The organism is Kribbella sp. CA-293567 (genome assembly GCF_027627575.1).
In the GTDB taxonomy this organism is placed as follows: domain Bacteria; phylum Actinomycetota; class Actinomycetes; order Propionibacteriales; family Kribbellaceae; genus Kribbella.
The window spans coordinates 631722-651122 of record NZ_CP114065.1 but is presented as its reverse complement, the minus strand read 5'-3'; the positions used below and the strand labels follow the sequence as shown (position 1 = coordinate 651122).

General features: G+C 69.1%; 19 protein-coding genes. 5 read left to right on the top strand and 14 right to left on the bottom strand.

Annotated elements, in window-relative coordinates; all coding sequences use genetic code 11:
- Positions 1-13 precede the first annotated feature (13 nt).
- The 6 genes from OX958_RS03115 to kdpF are packed head-to-tail and all read right to left on the bottom strand — an operon-like array spanning position 14 to position 7655.
- Positions 14-691 carry a response regulator gene (locus tag OX958_RS03115; protein WP_270135584.1) on the bottom strand — a complete coding sequence of 226 codons (678 nt, stop codon included), beginning with the start codon at positions 689-691 and terminating at the stop codon, positions 14-16.
- On the bottom strand, positions 688-3243 hold the full coding sequence (locus tag OX958_RS03110) for a sensor histidine kinase (protein ID WP_270138977.1): 2556 nt from the start codon (positions 3241-3243) through the stop codon (positions 688-690). Before OX958_RS03110 ends, OX958_RS03115 begins: the two co-directional genes overlap by 4 nt.
- 45 nt (positions 3244-3288) lie before the next feature.
- A complete protein-coding gene (gene kdpC, locus OX958_RS03105; RefSeq protein ID WP_270135583.1) occupies positions 3289-3876 on the bottom strand; it encodes a potassium-transporting ATPase subunit KdpC in 588 nt (195 codons plus the stop codon).
- 13 nt (positions 3877-3889) lie between these two features.
- Positions 3890-5893 carry a potassium-transporting ATPase subunit KdpB gene (kdpB, locus tag OX958_RS03100; RefSeq protein ID WP_270138976.1) on the bottom strand — a complete coding sequence of 668 codons (2004 nt, stop codon included), beginning with the start codon at positions 5891-5893 and terminating at the stop codon, positions 3890-3892.
- An 11-nt stretch (positions 5894-5904) separates the two neighbouring features.
- Complete coding sequence (kdpA, locus tag OX958_RS03095) at positions 5905-7566, bottom strand: potassium-transporting ATPase subunit KdpA (RefSeq protein WP_270135582.1); 1662 nt, start codon at positions 7564-7566, stop codon at positions 5905-5907.
- Positions 7566-7655 carry a K(+)-transporting ATPase subunit F gene (gene kdpF / locus OX958_RS03090; protein ID WP_270135580.1) on the bottom strand — a complete coding sequence of 30 codons (90 nt, stop codon included), beginning with the start codon at positions 7653-7655 and terminating at the stop codon, positions 7566-7568. The genes kdpA and kdpF overlap by 1 nt, the downstream gene beginning before the upstream one ends.
- Positions 7656-7905: 250 nt before the next feature.
- Between kdpF and OX958_RS03085 the strand changes: the two genes are divergently transcribed.
- Positions 7906-8544, top strand: coding sequence for a hypothetical protein (locus tag OX958_RS03085; RefSeq protein ID WP_270135579.1), 639 nt, complete (start codon positions 7906-7908; stop codon positions 8542-8544).
- 1 nt (position 8545) lies between these two features.
- On the opposite strand, the gene OX958_RS03080 is transcribed toward OX958_RS03085, so the two are convergent.
- From OX958_RS03080 to OX958_RS03060, 5 genes are all read right to left on the bottom strand, one after another.
- Complete coding sequence (locus OX958_RS03080; protein WP_270135578.1) at positions 8546-8941, bottom strand: RidA family protein; 396 nt, start codon at positions 8939-8941, stop codon at positions 8546-8548.
- Between the two features lie 37 nt (positions 8942-8978).
- Complete coding sequence (locus OX958_RS03075; protein WP_270135577.1) at positions 8979-9857, bottom strand: bifunctional helix-turn-helix transcriptional regulator/GNAT family N-acetyltransferase; 879 nt, start codon at positions 9855-9857, stop codon at positions 8979-8981.
- A 7-nt stretch (positions 9858-9864) separates the two neighbouring features.
- Positions 9865-10584, bottom strand: coding sequence for a hypothetical protein (locus OX958_RS03070; RefSeq protein WP_270135576.1), 720 nt, complete (start codon positions 10582-10584; stop codon positions 9865-9867).
- Positions 10585-10597: 13 nt separating this feature from the next.
- Positions 10598-11410 (bottom strand): class I SAM-dependent methyltransferase, encoded by an 813-nt coding sequence (locus OX958_RS03065; protein WP_270135575.1) that lies wholly within the window; start codon positions 11408-11410, stop codon positions 10598-10600.
- A 106-nt stretch (positions 11411-11516) separates the two neighbouring features.
- Positions 11517-12272, bottom strand: coding sequence for a class I SAM-dependent methyltransferase (locus OX958_RS03060; RefSeq protein ID WP_270135574.1), 756 nt, complete (start codon positions 12270-12272; stop codon positions 11517-11519).
- Between the two features lie 172 nt (positions 12273-12444).
- On the opposite strand from OX958_RS03060, the gene OX958_RS03055 reads away from it, so the two are divergent.
- On the top strand, positions 12445-13023 hold the full coding sequence (locus OX958_RS03055; protein ID WP_270135573.1) for a chloramphenicol phosphotransferase CPT family protein: 579 nt from the start codon (positions 12445-12447) through the stop codon (positions 13021-13023).
- Positions 13024-13082: 59 nt separating this feature from the next.
- Here OX958_RS03055 and OX958_RS03050 read toward each other — a convergent pair whose 3' ends face one another.
- A complete protein-coding gene (locus OX958_RS03050; RefSeq protein ID WP_270135572.1) occupies positions 13083-13646 on the bottom strand; it encodes a cysteine dioxygenase in 564 nt (187 codons plus the stop codon).
- A complete protein-coding gene (locus OX958_RS03045) occupies positions 13643-14557 on the bottom strand; it encodes an amidohydrolase family protein (protein WP_270135571.1) in 915 nt (304 codons plus the stop codon). The genes OX958_RS03050 and OX958_RS03045 overlap by 4 nt, the downstream gene beginning before the upstream one ends.
- 149 nt (positions 14558-14706) lie before the next feature.
- On the opposite strand from OX958_RS03045, the gene OX958_RS03040 reads away from it, so the two are divergent.
- Entirely contained in the window at positions 14707-15720 is a 1014-nt protein-coding gene (locus OX958_RS03040; protein ID WP_270135570.1) for a LacI family DNA-binding transcriptional regulator, read from the top strand.
- 119 nt (positions 15721-15839) lie between these two features.
- On the opposite strand, the gene OX958_RS03035 is transcribed toward OX958_RS03040, so the two are convergent.
- The gene (locus OX958_RS03035; RefSeq protein WP_270135569.1) at positions 15840-17303 is read right to left on the bottom strand and encodes a GAF domain-containing protein; all 1464 of its coding nucleotides are present in this window, start codon (positions 17301-17303) and stop codon (positions 15840-15842) included.
- Between the two features lie 130 nt (positions 17304-17433).
- Here OX958_RS03035 and adh point away from each other — a divergent pair, with 130 nt between their 5' ends.
- Together adh and OX958_RS03025 are read left to right on the top strand one after the other, a co-directional pair.
- Positions 17434-18945, top strand: a complete 1512-nt coding sequence (gene adh, locus OX958_RS03030; RefSeq protein WP_270135568.1) for an aldehyde dehydrogenase — start codon at positions 17434-17436, stop codon at positions 18943-18945.
- Between the two features lie 5 nt (positions 18946-18950).
- Positions 18951-19328 (top strand): DUF779 domain-containing protein, encoded by a 378-nt coding sequence (locus OX958_RS03025; protein ID WP_270135566.1) that lies wholly within the window; start codon positions 18951-18953, stop codon positions 19326-19328.
- Positions 19329-19401 lie beyond the last annotated feature (73 nt).

Genomic DNA, 19401 nt, shown 5'->3' with positions numbered 1-19401 from the left:
ACGCGTCGCGTGCTCACGGTTCGAAGCGGTATCCCATGCCCGGTTCGGTGAGCAGGTGGACGGGCCGGGCTGGATCGGCTTCGAGCTTGCGCCGCAGCTGCCCCATGTAGAAGCGCAGGTTGCCACTCGCAGTCTCGTACCCCGGCCCCCACACCTCCGTGAGCAGCTGCCGCTGGGACATCAGCTTGCCGGGGTGCCGCACCAGCACCTCCAGCAGATGCCACTCGGTCGGGGTCAGCCGCACGTCCTCCCCCGACTCCAGCGTCACCCGCTTCGCCGACAGATCCACCTGGGCGCCGCCGACCGTGACGACCGGCTCGTCCTGCGCGAGGTTGCTGCGCCGTAGTACCGCGCGCATCCGGGCCAGCAGTTCGTCGATGCCGAACGGTTTGGTCACGTAGTCGTCGGCGCCCGCGTCGAGCGCCTCGACCTTGTCCGTACTGTCGGTTCGGCCGGACAGCACCAGGATCGGTGCCTCGGTCCAGCCGCGCAGCCCGCGGATCACGTCGACGCCGTCGAAGTCGGGCAGGCCGAGGTCGAGGATCACCAGGTCCGGCGGGTACTGCGCGGCCACCTTGAGCGCCGCCGTTCCGCTGCCCGCGACGTGCACCTCGTACCGCCTGGCCTTCAGGTTGATCTGCAACGCGCGCACGATCTGCGGCTCGTCGTCGACCACCAGGACTCTGGTCACTCCCGTACCTCCGGTCCGGACGCGGACCGCTCCCGGCTGCCCGGCACCGGCGCGTCGTCCGGCCTCAAGGTTGCCATGGGCAAAGAAACGACCATGGTCAGCCCACCTCCGGGAGTGTCCTCCGGCTGCAACGACCCGCGCATCGCCTCGGTCAGTCCACGGGCCAGAGCCAGCCCGAGGCCGACGCCGGTGGTGTTGTCGGTGTCCCCCAGCCGCTGGAACGGCGCGAACATCCGGTCCCGTTCCTCCCGCGGGATACCCGGGCCCCGGTCGATCACCCGCACTTCGACGATGTCACCGAGCGAACTGCCCGTCACCATCGGCGGCCGGCCGGCGGGCGAGTAGCGGACCGCGTTGGCGAGCAGGTTGGCCAGCACCCGTTCCAGCAGCGCCGGATCGGCCTCGATCAGCGGCAGGGTGTCCGGGACGTCCACGGTGATTCCGGCGGAACTGTCGCCGAGCTCGGCCAGCGCGCTCGGCATGATCTCGTCCAGCGCCATCGGCCGCGGGAACACCGGCAGTACGCCGGCCTGCAGACGGCTCAGGTCGAGCAGGTTGTCCACCAACCGGGTCAGGCGGTCGAGGGACTCGTCCGCCGTCTCCAGCAGCTCGTCGCGCTCGTCGACGGTCCACTCGACGTCCGAACCGCGCAGGCTGGTGACCGACGCCTTGGCCGAGGCGAGCGGGGACCGCAGGTCATGGCCGACCGCGCGCAGGAGCGCGGTCCGGAGTTTGTCGGCCTCGGCGAGCGGTTTGGCTTCCGCGGCGGCCTCGCTCAGCCGGGCCTTGTCGACCAGCGCTGCCGCGTGGGCCGCGAAGGCTCCGACCAGACGGCGCTCGTCGGCGGCCAGCGATCGGCCCTGCAGGACAAGGACGAGGTCCTCCCGGCCGGGAATCTCGGCGTCACCGTCCTCCGGCCGCCGGCAGGTCGGCGTACCGGCCGAGGCGATCGGGCGCCAGGTCTCGGTCAGTTCGTCGGTGTCGACACGTTCCATCAGGCAGGCACTCGACATCCCGAACGCCTCGCGGACCCGCTCCAGCAACGCGGGCAAAGCGGTCTCGCCGCGCAGTACGGAGCCCGCGAGGGTCGCCAGCGTCTCGGACTCGGCTGCCGACCGCGCGGCCTGGCGGGTACGCCGGGCCGCCCGGTCGACCACCGAGGAGACGAGCCCGGCGACCAGGACGAAGATGCTCAGGGCGAGCGCGTTGTTCGGCTCGGTGATCGTGAAGGACCGGGTCGGTGGCGTGAAGAACCAGTTCAGCACCACCGTCCCCGCGATCGCGGTCAGCATGGCCGGCCACCACCCACCGACCAGGGCCACCACGACCACGGCGAACAGGAACGCCAGCACGTTGCTGGTCAGATTGAGGGTGTCACCGCCGAGCCCGAGAAGCAGCGCGAACATCGGCGGGAGCAGCACCGCCAGCAAGAACCCGTAGGCCAGCCGGCGTCGCGACAGACTGCCGTGCATCCGGGGCAGGCGCCCGCGCCCCATCTCCGAATGCGTGACGATGTGGACGTCGATGTCACCGGAGTCCCGGATCGAACTGGCGCCGATGCCGGGTCCGGTCAGGAGCGCGGCCAGCCGGGACCGGCGGCTGCCACCGAGCACCAGTTGAGTGGCGTTCTCCGCGCGGGCGAAGGCGAGCAACGCGGCGGGAATGTCCTCGCCGACCACCTGGTGATAGGTCCCGCCCAGGCTCTCGGCCAGCGCCCGCTGCTGCGCCAGGGCGGTCGGATCGGCCCCGGTCAGTCCGTCCGACCGGGTGATGTGGACGGCGAGCAGATCCCCTCCGGAGGAGCGGGCCGCGATGCGGGCGGCACGCCGGATCAGCGTCTCCCCTTCGGGACCGCCGGTGAGCGCGACGACGACCCGCTCACGCGCTTCCCAGGTGGAGTCGATGTCGTGCTGGGAACGGTACTGCTGCAGGCCCGCGTCGACCCGGTCGGCGAGCCAGAGCAACGCCAGCTCGCGTAGGGCCGACAGGTTGCCGACCCGGAAGTAGTTGCCCAGGGCGGCATCGATCTTGTCCGCCGCGTAGACGTTGCCGTGCGCCATCCGGCGGCGCAGCGCCTCCGGGGTCATGTCGACCAGCTCGATCTGGTCCGCGGCCCGGACCACCCGATCGGGCACGGTCTCCTGCTGCGGTACGCCGGTGATCTTCTCGACCACGTCGTTGATCGACTCCAGGTGCTGGATGTTGACCGCCGAGATCACGTCGATCCCGGCGGCCAGCAGCGCGTCGATGTCCTCCCAGCGCTTGGCGTTCCGGCTGCCCGGAACGTTGCTGTGGGCAAGTTCGTCGACCAGTGCGACCTCGGGCCGGCGGGCCAGCACGGCGTCCAGATCCATTTCGGTGAAGCTGCCGCCGCGATGGTCGATGATCCTGCGCGGCACCACTTCGAGCCCGTCGAGCATGGCCGCGGTGTGCTCACGGCCGTGGGTCTCGACGTACCCGACCACCACGTCGGTGCCGCGTCCGCGCCGCCGGATCGCCTCGCCCAGCATCTTGTAGGTCTTGCCGACGCCGGGCGCGGCACCCAGGTAGATCCTCAGGTGCCCACGGCCGCTTCTGCTCATCTGTCCTTCGTCTCGTCAGCGCTGGGCGGCCAGTTCGGCGTTCAGGGTGACCACGTTGACCCGCGGTTCGCCCAGGAAGCCGAGGGTCCGTCCTCGGGTGTTCTCCTTCACCAACTGTCGCACCTCGGCCGGGGTGAGCCCACGCTCCCGCGCGACCCTGGCCACCTGCAGTTCGGCGTACGCCGGGCTGATGTGCGGATCGAGTCCGCTGCCGCCGGCCGTCAACGCGTCCGGCGGCACCTGCGACGGGTCGGCGCCTTCGAGCTTCGCGACCGCCGCGCGGCGCTCCGCGATCAGCTTCCGCAGCTCCTCGTTGTTAGGCCCGTACTGCGAAGCGGCACTGCCCGCCGCGTCGTACTCGACCGCCGACGGCCGCGTCCGGAACAGGGACGGATCCTTCGAGTAGTCCTGACCGATCAGGTCGGAGGCGACGTCCTTGCCGTCGACCTGGATGACCGAGCCGTTCGCGTTGCCGGGGAAGAGTGCCTGGGCGGCTCCCGTCATCGCGAGCGGATAGATCACCCCGAGGCCGAGCGTGAACACCGCGAGCGCCCGGGTGGCGACCCCGAACTGGCGGAAGGTGGCGGGAAATCTGCTGGACATGGTCCGTTGCCTCTCAGCCGATGCCCGGGATGAGCGAGATCAGCAGGTCGATGAGTTTGATGCCGACGAACGGGGTGATCAGGCCGCCCGCGCCGTAGATCAGCAGGTTGCGGCGCAGCATCGCCGACGCCGAGGACGGCCGGTACCGCACGCCCCGCAGCGCCAGCGGTACCAGCGCGATGATCACCAGCGCGTTGAAGACGACCGCGGACAGGATCGCCGACTCGGCCGAGTCCAGCCGCATGATGTTGAGCCGGTCCAGACCGGGGTACGCCGCCGCGAACAGGGCCGGCAGGATCGCGAAGTACTTGGCCACGTCGTTGGCGATCGAGAACGTGGTGAGCGAGCCGCGGGTGATCAGCAACTGCTTGCCGATCTCGACGATCTCGATCAGCTTGGTCGGATCGGAGTCGAGGTCGACCATGTTGCCGGCCTCCTTGGCGGCCGAGGTGCCGCTGTTCATCGCGACGCCGACGTCGGCCTGGGCCAGCGCCGGGGCGTCGTTGGTGCCGTCACCGGTCATCGCGACCAGCCGGCCGCCCTCCTGCTCCTTCTTGATCAGCGCCATCTTGTCCTCGGGCGTCGCCTCGGCCAGGAAGTCGTCCACCCCGGCCTCCTCGGCGATCGCCTTCGCGGTCAGCTGGTTGTCGCCGGTGATCATCACGGTCCGGATGCCCATCGCACGCAGCTGGTCGAACCGCTCCCGCATCCCTTCCTTCACGACGTCCTTGAGGTGGATGACACCCAGCGGCCGCACCAGATCTTCCTTGCTTACGGCAACGACCAGGGGCGTACCGCCCGAGGCGGAGATGCCGTCGACGAGCTCGCCGAGTTCGGCCACCACGGTGCCGCCCTGGTCGTGGATCCAGGCAGTGATCGCGCCGGCCGCGCCCTTGCGGATCCGCCGGTCGTCCACGTCGACGCCGCTCATCCGCGTCTGCGCGGTGAACTCGACGAACGTCGCACGCGGCAGCTCGCCGGTGTGCCGCTCCCGCAGCCCGTACCGCGACTTCGCCAGTACGACGATCGAGCGGCCCTCCGGCGTCTCGTCGGCCAGGCTCGACAGCTGAGCCGCGTCGGCCAGTTCGGCCTCGCTGACCCCGGCCAAAGGCAGGAACTCGGCGGCCTGCCGATTGCCCAGGGTGATCGTGCCGGTCTTGTCGAGCAGCAACGTGTTGACGTCTCCGGCGGCCTCGACCGCGCGGCCCGACATCGCCAGCACGTTGCGCTGGACCAGCCGGTCCATCCCCGCGATCCCGATCGCCGACAGCAGGGCGCCGATCGTGGTAGGGATCAGGCAGACCAGCAGCGCGACCAGGACGACGATGCTCAGGTCCACCCCGGCGAAGTCGGCGAACGGCGGCAGCGTGACGGTCGCCATCAGGAAGACGATGGTCAGACTGGCCAGCAGGATGTTCAGCGCGATCTCGTTCGGCGTCTTCTGCCGGGAGGCGCCCTCCACCAGCGCGATCATCCGGTCGATGAAGCTCTCGCCGGGCCTGGTGGTGATCTTCACGACGATCCGGTCCGACAGCACCTTCGTCCCGCCGGTGACCGCGCTCCGGTCACCACCCGACTCCCGGATCACCGGCGCCGACTCACCGGTGATGGCCGACTCGTCCACGCTCGCGACGCCCTCGACGACGTCGCCGTCACCAGGGATGATCTGGCCGGCCTCGACCACCACCAGGTCACCGAGCTGCAGCGATGCGGCCGGTACCTCGTCCTCGGTGAGCCGGTCCGCGGACAGCCTGCGGGCGGTCGTCTCGGTCTTCGCCCGGCGCAGTGTCGCCGCCTGGGCCTTTCCCCGGCCTTCCGCGACCGCCTCGGCCAGGTTGGCGAACAGCACGGTCAGCCAGAGCCAGACGACGATCCACCAGACGAACACGGTGGAGTCGGTGCAGGCCAGGATGGTGGCGGCGACCGCGCCCACCTCGACCACGAACATCACCGGGTTCTTCACCATCACCCGCGGATCGAGCTTGCGCAGCGCGTCCGGCAGTGAGGTGAGCAGCATCTTCGGGGTGGTCACAGTCCCTCCGCGAGGGGTCCGAGAGTGAGAGCGGGGAAGTAGGTCAGACCGGTGACGATCAGCACGACGCCGATCAGCATCGCCACGAACAGGGGTTTGTGGGTCGGCAGCGTGCCTTCGTTGACGGGCACCGGCTGCTGCCGGGCGAACGATCCGGCCAGCGCGAGCACGATGACGATCGGGATGAACCGCCCGAGCAGCATCACCAGGCCCAGAGCCGTGTTGTAGAAGGGGATGTTGGCGCTGATCCCGCCGAAGGCGCTGCCGTTGTTGTTGCCGGCCGAGGTGAACGCGTAGAGCACCTCGGAGAACCCGTGCGGGCCGCCGGTGTTGAAGATCGAGGCCCGGCCGGTGGCCAGCGCCATCGCGATCGCCGAACCGGCCAGTACCAGGCTCGGGGTGGCCAGGATGTAGAGCGAGACGAGCTTCATCTCGCGGGCGGTGATCTTCTTCCCCAGGTACTCCGGGGTGCGGCCGACCATCAGCCCGGCCACGAAGACGGCCAGCACCGCGAGGACGAGCATGCCGTAGAGACCGGTACCGACACCGCCCGGGCTGACCTCGCCCAGCATCATGTGGAAGAGCGCGGTGCCGCCGCCCAGCGGGGTGAAGGAGTCGTGCGCGGCGTTCACCGCGCCGGTCGACGTACCGGTGGTGGAGCTTGCGAACAGGGCGGACGCCCATTCGCCGAAGCGGGTCTCCTTGCCCTCCATCGCGGCTCCGGCTGCTTGCGTCGCCGTACCGGCACCCTGGTTCTCGAAGAAGGTGGCGGAGAAGGTGAACGCGGCCCACAACGTGCCCATCACGCCGAGGATCGCGTAGCCCTGTCGCTTGTCCCCGACCATCAGGCCGAAGGTGCGGGTCAGCGAGACCGGGATGACCAGCAGCAGGAAGATCTCGAACAGGTTGGACAGGCCGTTGGGGTTCTCGAACGGGTGAGCGGAGTTGGCGTTGTAGAAGCCACCGCCGTTGGTGCCCAGTTCCTTGATCACCTCCTGGCTCGCCACCGGGCCGCCGGGCAGGTGCTGGGTCTGGCCCACCACCGAGGTCACCTCGTGACCGCTGGAGAAGTTCTGGACGACGCCCATCGCGACCAGCGCGAGAGTGCCGAGCACGGCGATCGGGAGCAGGACACGGACGACCGTGCGGGTCAGGTCGACCCAGAAGTTGCCCAGGGGGTCGGTCTTCGACCGCGCGAACCCGCGGATCACGGCGATCGCGACGGTGATGCCGACGGCGGCCGAAAGGAAGTTCTGCACCGCGAGGCCGGCGAACTGGACCAGGTGGCCCAGCGTGGCCTCGGGTGAGTAGGACTGCCAGTTCGTGTTGGAGACGAACGACGCGGCCGTGTTGAAGGCCAGCGCCTGCTCGACGTTCGGCAGGCCCAGCGAGAGTGGCAGTTGCGACTGCAGCCGCTGGACCAGGTACAGCAGGATCAGACCGACAGCGGAGAAGGCCAGCAGCGAGCGCGCGTACACGGCCCAGGTCTGGTCGGCCTTGGAGTCGACCCCCAGTACCTTGTACATCCCACGCTCGATCCGGGCGTCCTTTCCGGACGTGTAGACCCGGGCCAGGTAGCCGCCGAGCGGGCGGTACACGGCGGCCAGGAGCGCGACCAGCAGGCCGACCTGGAGCAGGCCGGCAGCGGTGTCGGACATCAGAACCTCTCGGGAAAGATCAGGGCCGCGAGCAGGTAGAGGACCAGGGCCGCGGCCACCAGGAGGCCGGTGATGTTCTCGGTGCTCACAGCTTCTCCACCCCTCGCAGTGCGAACCAGACGACCGCGAACGTCGCTACACACAGGGCGAGGTACAGCACGTCCTTCACGGCTGTCCCCACCTCTCGGCATCAGTGCTCATGAGTCCACTGAACTGCGCTCACCGCGCTGCCGGCAGGGTTCTCGCAGCTCTCTCACACCCGCCCACTCAGCTCTCACACGCCTCTCGCATACTTACGGCTGGCATGAGCAGCCCCCACCAGAGTTAGGGAAGACCGCAGTGACTGAAGTGGACAACCAGGAGCTCTCCGCCACCGGCGAGCAGTTCTTCTCCGACGAGAGCCGCAAGGCGCTGGCCGAGGCCAGCCGCCAGCTGGCCGAACGCCTGCAGGCCCACACCGAGGCCCTGCTCGCGATGACCGGTGACGAGGACCAGAACGCGCTCTACGAGCAGAACTCGGCGGTGGAGGAGCTCGTCGAGGGCTGGAACGACGCCGTCTTCGAGCACACCGGGACCGCGCCGCTGCTGCTGGACGACGAGGTCGGCGAGGACGAGGACGACGAAGAGGCCGAGGAGCCGGACCAGGTGATCAGCGTGGTGTCCCGGTTCGACCTGCGCGTGGTCGACCTGGAGGCGCTGCTGGACGCCGGCCGGACCGCGCAGGAGCGGCACCCGGCCGAACTGGACGAGACCGGCGAGCGGGAGCCGGTCGAGACCGCCGAGCAGGCCATCTACGAGATCAGCCGTGAGGTCGGCGAGGCGTGGTTCGAGCTGCCCGGGGTCGACCTGGTCGCCGGGGCCCGCGCGTACGTCGTACCGGAGTACCCGTTCGAGGCGCTCGAGGCGGATGCCGAGGACGTCGTCTCCGAGCTGGGTGCGCCCAACGGTGCCGTCACGCACGCGGAGACCTGGGCCTGACTCAGGCGGCGGCGACCGCTTCGATCTCGAGGAGCCACTCCTCGGCGTAGATGTCGCAGATGATGATCGTCAGTGCCGGGGCGTGCTCGCCGAGGATCTCCTCGCGGATCTTCGAGTTGAGCGCCCGGTACTGGCGGTCGGACAGGTAGGTGGTCACCTTGACCAGGTTCCGGACCTCGAGCCCGGCCTCGGCCAGGACGGCCAGCACGTTGCGCCAGACCATCCGGCACTGGTCCTCGAACGACTCCGGGATCTTGCCGTGTCCGTCGGCCCACGGCACCTGGCCGCTGACGAAGACGAGCCGCCCGGCGCCCTCCACCTGGACGCCGTGCGTGTAGTTGCCCGCCGCGGCCGGCAGGATCGCCGGGTTCAGCGGCTGGATCGATAGCTCTGACATCGGTGTGGTCCCCCCACGAATCGCGGTTTGACCATGTCTATCGCGCCAACCGCTTCTCGAACCAGTGGTGGGCGTAGGGCTCGTCGTTGAAGGCCGGTACTTCGGCGTACCCGGCGGCGCGGTAGAGCGCGATCGCCTCGGTGAGATTGCGGTTCGTCTCCAGGCGCAGTACTGGGGAGCCGTTCGCCTCGGCCTGTTTCTCCAGCTCGGCCAGCAGCCGCCGGCCGAGACCCAGGCCGCGGACGTCGCTGGAGACCCACATGCGCTTGATCTCGGCCGGTCCGTCGGTGGCGAGCTTGAGGGCGCCGCAGCCGACCGGCTCGGAGTGCAGACTTGCGACGAGCAGCAGGCCGGACGGCGGGGAGAGCTCGTCCACCCCGGCCGAGATGCTGCGGGCGTGGTCGAAGCCGCCGTCGAACCGGCGGGTCAGCTCGTCGAAGTACGACTGCAGGCAGTACTGCGCGTCCGGGTGCCGGGGATCGACGATGCCGACGGTGACCGTCGAGGCGATCAGCAACCGCTCGACCTCGCCCATCGCGGCGATCAGCCGGGCGCGCTGCGATTCGCTGAGCGGTTCGAGGATGGAGGCGGCGAGCTCGTCGGAGCGACGGTCCAGCACCTCCCGTTCTCGCAGGCCTTTCGGGCTCAGCCGCGCGGTCCGGACCCGGCCGTCGTCGTCGCTCTGCTCCACCGCGACCAGGCCGTCGGTCTCGAGCGTCCGGAGCAGGCGGCTCAGATAGCCGGAGTCGAGATCGAGTCGCGCTCGCAGCGACCGGACGTCGCAGCCGTCCGGCCCGATCTCCCAGAGCACCCGGGCCTGACCCAGCGGCCGGTCGCGCGCCATGTAGGTGTCGCTGAGCGCGCCGATCCGCTGGGTCACGGTCCGGTTGAATCTCCTGACGTCGGCGATACCCATCCGCCGACTATAGGCAGCCGAACACCCGGTCGATCGGATCCATCCGCCGGTACGGCCGCCACTCGGTCAGGTGCGGCGGCACCAGCCACCGGATCCGCCCGGTGTCCTCCGACCACGTCCCTGGAGCCGGCACCCAGTCGCCGACCCCGGAGCGCAGTACGCCGCCTGCCTTGAGCACCTGCTCGCCCGGTACCGAGCCTTGCTCCACGAAGAACCACCACTGCCGCTTGGCCGGCGCCATCACCGTCGGACAGCTCGCCTTGAGGTGGTGATTGAGCAGTGCGCCGTACTGCGGTGGTAGCTCCATCACGTCGAACCACTCGGTCACCAGCGCGATCCCCCAGCCGCCGGGGGACTCCAGGCGTGGCCGGCCGGATGTCTGGTCTGTCTGCTTCGTTTGCGCCGAGCGGTCGCCTGCCAGCTTCATCCACGTCGGACCCGCGCCGTACCCGCCCAACGGTGAACCATCCCAGCCGTACGCACTGCTGTCTGCCGACCTCGGGGTGCTCTCACCGCCGGTTGGGCCGCGACGGACGTCGAAGCCCGCAGTACGGGGTGGCTCCGGCCAGACCTCCGCCGCACGAAAGCCGTCACGGACCACTTCGCCCACCACGTGAGGATCCACGCAGGCCTTGCCGCAGGGGCAGCCCGCGCGGTGCGGTACCGCGAGGGGCGCGACCGGCCAGCCGTTGGCGGCGTACCGGACTGCTGTTTCGTGGATCTTCATCCGGCGTCTGCGCTCAAACACGCTGACCGACCGCGAACAGCAGCGAACTCGACGGCGTCAGCTCCGGATGCCGGTCGGCCAGCCGCGAACACTCCAGCGCCGTCTCCATCGGCACCGGCTCACAGAGGAAGTCGGGCAGCTCGATCTCCCCGAAGTACCGGTCGATCGCCACCGTCAGCCAGCCACCCGGACCGGTCAGCCCGTGAATCGTGACCGACCGCAGTCCCGCGTTGGTCAGCTCGGTCCGCAGCTGAGTGGTGGTGTGGTACGTCGTCTGAGCCATCCGCTCGTTGTCCGGGCTGTACCCGGTCTCGAGGATGTCGGTCACCACCCGCTGCCTGGTCAGCAACGTGTTGGCGATCGTCGACCCGATCAGATTGGCCGCCCGGTTGATCGCCACCACGGCAACGAACCCGCCCGGCCGCACCACCCGGATCGCCTCCCGCAACGCCACCCGCCGATCCGCCGCCTCCGTCAGGTGGTAGATCGGCCCCGCCAGCAGTACTGCGTCGAACTGCTCGTTTTCCCACGGCAACCGCCGCGCATCCCCTTGTACGGCGCTGATCCCAGCCGCCGTCGCCTGCTCGATGTGCCGCTCGACCGGGTCCAGCAGCTCGACGGAGTACCCGCGCTCCTGCAACCACCGCGCATGAACTCCCGGCCCGCCGCCCACATCCGCCACTTCGGCCGGCGCCTCCGGCAGGTAGTTCCCCAGCAGGTGTTGCATCCGCGCCAACTCGAACCGTCCGCGCAAAGTAGAGCTGAGCCGAACCTCCTCGTCGTGCAACGACGTGTAATGCGCCTCGAAATCCACCTGGCTCGTCATAGCTGCCGAGTCTGCTGACAGCCGGCGCCCAGCAGGAGGCCATTTTCCCGGGCATCTCAGGGCAGATGGCCGCCCGCTCTTGTCCCAGCTTCGGTTTGCTTGTTGTCTAGACCTTGCTTGCCACGACCAGGTAGTTCTCGGCCTCAGGGTCGTACGTGCTCCTTTCCGTCCGGAGTCCGACCTGGTGCAGGTCGGCTACGAGTTCGTCGTATCGGTAGGGCCAGCACGACAGCAACTCCGAGCGGACAAGAACCGGCCCAGCCGGATCAACTTGCGCGATCGCAATCTCGATGTGGTGCTCCTCTTCCCAATGTGACGCAATGTCCCAGCGGTAGATCACGACGGCATTGCGCCCGTTCCGGCGGACAAGACGGTCACTGATGTCCAGCCGGGAACCTCTGGCTCTGACGAGTTCCCAGGTGCGGGAGGTGAGTACCAAGCGCCCGCCAGGGCGCAGCAGCCGTGACATCGACTCCAGAGCAGCGACCCTGCCTGTCGCGCCCTCCGCATGGTGCAGCGAGTTGCCGACGCAGAACACCATGTCGAAGGTGCCGTCATCGAGATGCTCGGGCAACTCTTGCCAGTCCGCCCGCACTGTCCGGACAGGTGCACCGAATTCCTCAGCCAACTCCGCGGTCCGGCGAACCATCGCTTCGCTGGCGTCAGTTGCGACCACCTGCATGCCAAGACCGGCGAGGCCGACCGCCAACTGCCCGGTTCCGCACGAACAATCGAGGACGTGAGCGTTCGGCGGCAGGAGAGTGAGGACGTCGTCGAACGACGCCGCGAACTCGGCCGGGGTCAGCTTTGCCTCCGAGATGAGCCACTCGTACACCTCGGCGAGCGCGTCATAGCTCGTCACAACTACTACCTCCGACACGGGGCTGACTCACGGTTGCACATCAGTACAGCAGCGGAGTAAGCCGGTTCACCAATGGTTTGCAAGGCGACCGCCCCGTCATGCCGCTCTGCGTGCGGCGCCGCACGCTACTGCCGCACACCTGATGCCTGTACTCCGTACCTAGGGTGCTGGCATGACGACTGAATCCCCTGGCCGGGTGCTCCTGCTGAATGGCGCATCGAGTTCAGGGAAGAGCTCCATCGGGCGCGCGCTCCTGCCGTTGCTGCCGGATCCGTGGTTCTTGGTTCCGGTGGATGCGATCAGCGGCATGCGGTCCACCGTCCATACTCGTGAGCTCGCCGAGGACGAGATTGCGGCGATGCTGAACCGGACCCGCCGCGGGTACCACCGGGCCGTTGCCGCGCTCGCTTCGCAGGGCAACGACGTGATCATGGACTATCCCCTCAGCGAACCGTGGCGCCTGGCGGACCTGCTCGAGGTACTGACCGGGTACGACGTCACCCTTGTCGATGTGCACTGTTCCGAGGCGGAACTTGAACGCCGCGAGCAGGTCCGGCAGGATCGCCCGGCGGGTCTGGCTCTCTCGCAGTCGGTCTTCGAGCACACAGATCGAGACCTGGTCGTCGACACCACGAACCACAGCCCGGAGGCGTGCGCGCAGGTCATCGCAACGTCCTTGGCGCGGCTGGACTCGTCGAAGGCCTTCGACCGTCTCCGGGCAAGGCGGTCCGCCGGCCGGCCGCAGGCGTGAGCTCGGTGTTCTACCGGGTCGGCGCCGTCACCACGACGCCACCGCCACCGCCACCACCATCAGTCCAGCGGGCGCAGCTCATCGGCGTACGAGACCGAGACCCGGCGGAGGACGCCTTCCTTCACCGAGTACTGACCCATGCGCCACAGCGGCGGGCTGTAGGCGTGGACCGTGACGCTGCCCTTGTCGAGGCCGACGACTCGGTGGATGTGTTCCGGGCCGAACCCGTAGACATCGCCGGCTTCGATCTCGGTCTCGATGGACTCGGTGCCGATCGCCAGGTTGTGCTCGACCAGTTTGCCGCGGGCTACGGCGACGGCTCCCGAGGAGACGTCGTGGTCGTGCCAGCCGGTGTCGTTGACCGGAGTCCAGCAGATCAGCCAGACGTCGACGTTGGCGTCGCGGTGCAGGGAGGCGAAGACGCGCTCGTCGTCGTCGTAGGCGACCTTGTCCTCCCACAGGTGTGGCTGGGCGGCCAGTCCGCCGGCCAGTTCGGCCAGTTCGGCGGGGGTCAGGTCGCGGCCGGGGAGGTTGTCGAGCGACAAACAGTTGTTGAGCTCCACGAGCCGGCCGGCCTGGCGCGCGGGTACGACGGGTGCGTCGGAAACGGGCTGAACAGTCACTGCACTCCCCTCTCAGGAGGTGGCACCGGTCCGTGCAGGAGCCGGTGCGGGTTGTCGTGGCGGATCACCGCGGTCGCGGCGTCGCCCTGTCGGAGGTCGACGGTGCCGGCGTAGGGCCGGTCGGTGCCGTGCACGATCTGGTCGATGCCGAGGACCCGGGCGACCGCGTCGATGCCCTGCGGGCCGTAGCTCGAGGTGTCGACGTACAGGTTGGGGTCGATGGTGCCGAGGTGGCCGCCGCGAGCAGTCAGCCGCTCGTGGTGCACCGGCGCGAGACCGGCCGCTGCGACGAAACAGAGCCGCAGTTCCGGGTACGCCGTACGCCCGCCGAACGCGTGCCACGCCCACCAAGCGGCCTGCAGTTGGAGCGTGTAGTCGACCACCGGCGCCCACCAGCCAGGCAGCTCTTCACCTGGCGGCAAAGGCGTCCCGGGGTGAACCAGGATCGGCTTGTTCAACCGCTGCGCCAACTCCAGCAGCGGAGCTACAGCACCCCACCCGGCCGGCGTGGCAAGCACCTGCGCCGGAAGTTGAAGGCCCAGAAACCCGTTACCCAGCAGACTTTCCAGCCCATCGAGATCAGGCTCCAGCAGATCCACGGCCGCCCACGCCTTGAACGGCTCGGGCAAAGACGCGGTGCCGGTGTGCCAGGCGTCGAGCAGAACGGTGTCGCCGAGGCGCTCGATTCCGAGCGGACTCGACAGCGACAACCCGACCAGCGATGTTCCCTCGTCCAGCTCGGCAGCGCTGCGCTTGTCCACGGCATGCGCCGCCGGGTCCATCTCGTACGGCGCTTCGCCGGTCGTGTGGAGCGTCCAGCCGGTCAGGTACGGCGGCTGGGTCCGGGCCCGCAGCCGGTCGATGAACTCGGCCGGCCAGAGGTGCTGGTGGACGTCGATCACCCCGCTCACGAGCCCACCTCCTCTTCCGGTCCGGTCACTTTGAAGCGCTTCAACACATCCATAGTGAAGCGCTTCAAAGCCTGATCTGTCAAGTTTCCGGTCGGCAATGTCCACCCGACGGCAGGCTTATGTCCCCGCCGTGCCCTAGGGTCGATCACATGTCCGGAACAGGCCGTAGGCCGACCCTCAAGGACATCGCAGCGGACACCGGCCTCTCGATGGCGGCGGTCTCCTACGCGCTGCGAGGTCTGCAAGGCACGCCGGAGACGCAGGCGCGGGTGCAGGAGTCCGCCGCGCGCCTCGGGTACCAGGTCGACCCCGTCGCTCGCGCGCTCGCCTCCGGCCGCAGCGGTTCGGTCGGCGTTCTGTGCGCCTCGCTGGAAGACCTCTGGCAGCAACGCCTCGCCGCCGCGCTCGGCCGCGAACTGCTTGCCCCCGACCGCAACGCCTGGATCATCGACTCGGCCGGCGATGCCGACCGTCAGCTCCAGCTCGCTCAGCACCTGGTCGACCATCGCGCCGACGCGATCGTGGTGATCCCCATCGATCCAGGCGCCAAAGGCTGGGCCGAGATCGCCGAGCAGGCGCCCGTGATCGCGATCGGCGACGCACTGCCTGCCGCGAAGGCCAAGTCCGAGGTGCTGTTCGACAACGAGACCGGAGTCAGTACCGCGCTGCGCCGGCTGGCCGACGCGGGTCACCGCGACATCGCCGTACTGAGCCCGTCGCGCCGATTCGACGTCGAGCGGCCGGCCGAGGAGATCGCCCAGCGGGTCGCCGCCGAGCTCGAGCTCGAGGTACGCATCGTGCCCTGTCCACACGACCTGACCGGCGCCACCGAGGTGGCCGGCGAGCTGCTCGGCGCAGCGAACCGGCCGACCGGCATCCTGGCGCTGGCCGACTCGATGGCCTTCGGGGTGTACGCCGCCAGCCGCGAGCTCGGCCTGCGCGTCCCCGACGACCTTTCCTTGCTCGGGTACGACGACCAGCCGATGTCCCAGCTGCTCAGCCCGCCGTTGTCCACCTTCCACTGGCCGCTCGACGACCTGGTCGCCGACGTGGTCAGCCGGGTGACCTCGGCCGTCGACACCAACCGCCGGGTCCGCCGGACCACGGTCGAGCCGACCCTGATCGAGCGCGGGTCGGTCGCCGCCCCGCCCACGCGGGCGTGACGGGGACGCTGAGTTACCCACGACGGCCACACCCGCGAAACTAGACTAATCCACTGGACTTAAATCCCCTCGTCCAAAATGTGGAACCGCCCTGGCCCAAGCTGAGACGGCAGGCAGGGCTAGCCGGCCAGGCGCCCCAACCGGGCGGCCACCGCGGGACGCCGGTGATCGGCGGCGGGCAGTCGCTGATCAAGCACCTCGAAGACCTCGAGGTCCTCGGCTCCCGTCGGAGTCTGCGCGAACCGCCAGAGCAGGTCGGCATCACCCGAATCCAGTACTGCGCGCCGCAACGTCGCGTCGAGCTCGTCCCGTTCGACCCGCAGCGCGGGCGCTTCCGACCGCCCCAGCAACGGACCGGAGTACAGCTCGACCGCCGTTGCCGACTCCGCGCTCCGCAGCGCCTGCTGTACGTCGGTGACGTCACCCGACACCTCGGCGACGATCCGGTACGGCTTGGTGTCGAGCACATCCGGGCCGAGCAGGTTTCGCAGCCGGTGCATCTCGGCGCGGACCGTCGTCGGGTTCCCCTCGTCGCCGTAGAGCTGCAGCATCAACTGCTCGGCCGTCAGCCCCGAAGGATGCAGGAGCAGCAGCGCGAGCACCTCGGCGCGACGGAGCGTCAACGCGATCTCCCGGCCGCCGACGGTCGCGGAAGGTGAGCCGGAGCCGAGCAGCTTGAGGCGCAGGAGCGGGCGGCGACGGCGTACCGGTCCTGGGATGCGGAGCAGGTACCCCTCGTCCAGTTGCTCGACCACCGCCTCGCGGCCATCGCCGAGCTCGATCCGGGAGGCGCCGGCGGGGACGTCGAGCCGGTTGGGCAGCCAGGCCAGTGGCTGGACGGCGAGCACCCGGCCGGTCGGCGTGAGCAGCGCGCCCGGGGAATCGCCCAGCGCGGCCAGGTGGCGCATGTTGCGGGCGCGAAGGCTCTCGTCGGCGCTGGCCATCCGGACCCGGAGCTGTCCTTCGGCGAGCTGGGCGGCCGCGGTCACCAGCGCCATCATGGCGGGATGGACCGTGCGCAGCGGCCCGCTGACGTCGACGGCACCGATCACCTTGCCGGTGTCGGGGTCGTGCACCGGCGCCGCGGCACAGGTCCAGGCGTGGATCCGGCGGACCAGGTGTTCGGCCGAATGGATCTGGACGGGCTGGTCGGCGGCGAGCGCGGTCCCCATCCCGTTGGTGCCGATGACGTCCTCGGACCAGACCGCACCCTCGGTCAGCGCGATCCGGTCGGCCTGCCGGCGGACGTCGGCCGCGCCCTCGCGCCAGAGGATCAGCCCCTGGGCGTCGGTGACGATCATGATGTGGGACGCCTCGTCCGCGATGCTGGTCAAGGTCGCGCGGAGGATCGGCAGTACCGCGCGCAGTGGGTGGTCCTCGCGCAACGACTCCAGCAGGTCGGTCGGGAGAACCAGCGGCGGCCCGTCCGCCTCGGGGTCGACCGACGCCGCCAGCGAACGTTGCCAGGATTCGGCCACCAGCGGCCTGGGCCGCAGCGGGCGCGGCGCACCCGGCACCCGGCCTCCGCCGAGCACCTCGTCGTACAGCTCACTGAGCCGGCGCGCCTGCTCCGGTTCGTCCACGCTTCAGCCTCGCCTGGAACCGGCACGCATTCAAGGGGCGAGCCCCAAGCCGGTCCACCACGGTGCAACGTCGATGCAACGTGGTCCGCCCTACCTTCGCAGCCAACGCACTTTTCCCGCTGGAGGACCAATGACGATCTATGCAGCGCCGGGTAGCGACGGCAGTCCGATCGAGTTCAAGTCCCGGTACGACCACTTCATCGGCGGCGAGTGGGTGCCGCCGGCCAAGGGCAACTATTTCGAGAACCCGTCCCCGGTGACCGGTGCGAACTTCACCGAGATCGCGCGGGGCACCGCCGACGACGTCGAGGCCGCCCTCGACGCCGCCCACGGGGCGGCGCCGGGCTGGGGCCGGACCTCGGTGGCGGAGCGCGCGAACATCCTGAACAAGATCGCCGACCGGATCGAGGACAACCTCGAACTGCTCGCCGTGGCCGAGACCTGGGACAACGGCAAGGCGGTCCGCGAGACGCTGGCCGCGGACCTGCCGCTGGCGATCGACCACTTCCGGTACTTCGCCGGCGCGCTGCGGGCCCAGGAGGGCTCGATCTCCCAGGTCGACGACGACACCGTCGCCTACCACTTTCACGAGCCGCTCGGCGTGGTCGCGCAGATCATCCCGTGGAACTTCCCGATCCTGATGGCGACCTGGAAGCTGGCACCGGCGCTCGCGGCCGGCAACGCCGTCGTCCTGAAGCCGGCCGAGCAGACCCCGGCCTCGATCCACGTGCTGATGGAACTGATCGCCGACCTGATCCCGCCGGGCGTGCTGAACATCGTCAACGGGTTCGGCGTCGAAGCCGGCAAACCGCTTGCCTCCAGCAACAGAGTTGCCAAGGTCGCGTTCACTGGTGAGACCACGACCGGCCGGCTGATCATGCAGTACGCGTCGGAGAACATCATCCCGGTGACGCTGGAACTCGGCGGCAAGAGCCCGAACATCTTCTTCGACGACGTCGCCTCGGCCCGGGACGACTTCTACGACAAGGCGCTCGAGGGCTTCACGATGTTCGCGCTGAACCAGGGCGAGGTCTGCACCTGCCCGTCCCGGGCGCTGATCCAGGCCGGCATCTACGACTCGTTCCTGGCCGACGCCAAGGCGCGCACCGAGGCGGTCAAGCAGGGCAACCCGCTGGACACCGACACGATGATGGGCGCCCAGGCCAGCAACGACCAGTACGAGAAGATCCTGTCCTACATCGACATCGGCAAGGCCGAGGGCGCCAAGGTGATCACCGGTGGCGAGAAGGCCGACCTGAGCGGCGGGTACTACATCCAGCCGACCATCTTCGAGGGCGAGAACAAGATGCGGATCTTCCAGGAGGAGATCTTCGGCCCGGTCGTCTCGGTGGCGAAGTTCGACGACTACGCCGACGCGATGAAGATCGCCAACGACACCCTGTACGGGCTGGGCGCCGGGGTCTGGTCGCGGGACATGAACACGGCGTACCGGGCGGGCCGGGAGATCCAGGCCGGCCGGGTCTGGACCAACTGCTACCACGCGTACCCCGCGCACGCGGCCTTCGGCGGCTACAAGAACTCCGGGATCGGGCGCGAGAACCACAAGATGATGCTCGACCACTACCAGCAGACCAAGAACCTGCTGGTCAGCTACAGCCCGAACAAGCTCGGGTTCTTCTGATCGTCATGGTGGACAGGGTTTCGTACACCGAGGAGACGGCGGAGCTGCTCCGCCGGCTCACCGAACTGCACGGCCCGCTGATGTTCCACCAGTCGGGCGGGTGCTGCGACGGCAGTTCGCCGATGTGCTACCCCGACGGCGAGTTCAGGACCGGCAACGCGGACATCCACCTGGGTGATCTCGCCGTCGACGGGCTGGACCGGCCGATCTCGTTCTGGATGGCGAAGAACCAGTACGAGTACTGGAAGCACACCCATCTGACCGTCGACGTGGTCAAAGGCCGTGGCAGCGGCTTCTCGGTGGAGGCCCCCGAAGGCGTCCGCTTCCTGATCCGCTCCCGCCTCTTCACCGACGAGGAGTCCGCTGCCCTGGGACTCCTCTGACCCCCTGAACGAGTGCCGGCCGCCCGGTGGCGTTGCCGGACGGCCGGCACTCCTACTTGTCCGTCAGGTCAGG

Bases quoted from the DNA above. Each gene is read 5' to 3' on its own strand.
- OX958_RS03075 (WP_270135577.1), bottom strand. From the start codon at position 9,857: ATGGGTATCGCCGACGTCAGGAGATTCAACCGGACCGTGACCCAGCGG.
- OX958_RS03040 (WP_270135570.1), top strand. From the start codon at position 14,707: ATGTCCGGAACAGGCCGTAGGCCGACCCTCAAGGACATCGCAGCGGAC.
- OX958_RS03080 (WP_270135578.1), bottom strand. From the start codon at position 8,941: ATGTCAGAGCTATCGATCCAGCCGCTGAACCCGGCGATCCTGCCGGCC.
- kdpC (WP_270135583.1), bottom strand. From the start codon at position 3,876: ATGTCCAGCAGATTTCCCGCCACCTTCCGCCAGTTCGGGGTCGCCACC.
- OX958_RS03070 (WP_270135576.1), bottom strand. From the start codon at position 10,584: ATGAAGATCCACGAAACAGCAGTCCGGTACGCCGCCAACGGCTGGCCG.
- kdpA (WP_270135582.1), bottom strand. From the start codon at position 7,566: ATGTCCGACACCGCTGCCGGCCTGCTCCAGGTCGGCCTGCTGGTCGCG.
- OX958_RS03055 (WP_270135573.1), top strand. From the start codon at position 12,445: ATGACGACTGAATCCCCTGGCCGGGTGCTCCTGCTGAATGGCGCATCG.
- OX958_RS03025 (WP_270135566.1), top strand. From the start codon at position 18,951: ATGGTGGACAGGGTTTCGTACACCGAGGAGACGGCGGAGCTGCTCCGC.
- kdpB (WP_270138976.1), bottom strand. From the start codon at position 5,893: ATGCTGCTCACCTCACTGCCGGACGCGCTGCGCAAGCTCGATCCGCGG.
- OX958_RS03065 (WP_270135575.1), bottom strand. From the start codon at position 11,410: ATGACGAGCCAGGTGGATTTCGAGGCGCATTACACGTCGTTGCACGAC.
- adh (WP_270135568.1), top strand. From the start codon at position 17,434: ATGACGATCTATGCAGCGCCGGGTAGCGACGGCAGTCCGATCGAGTTC.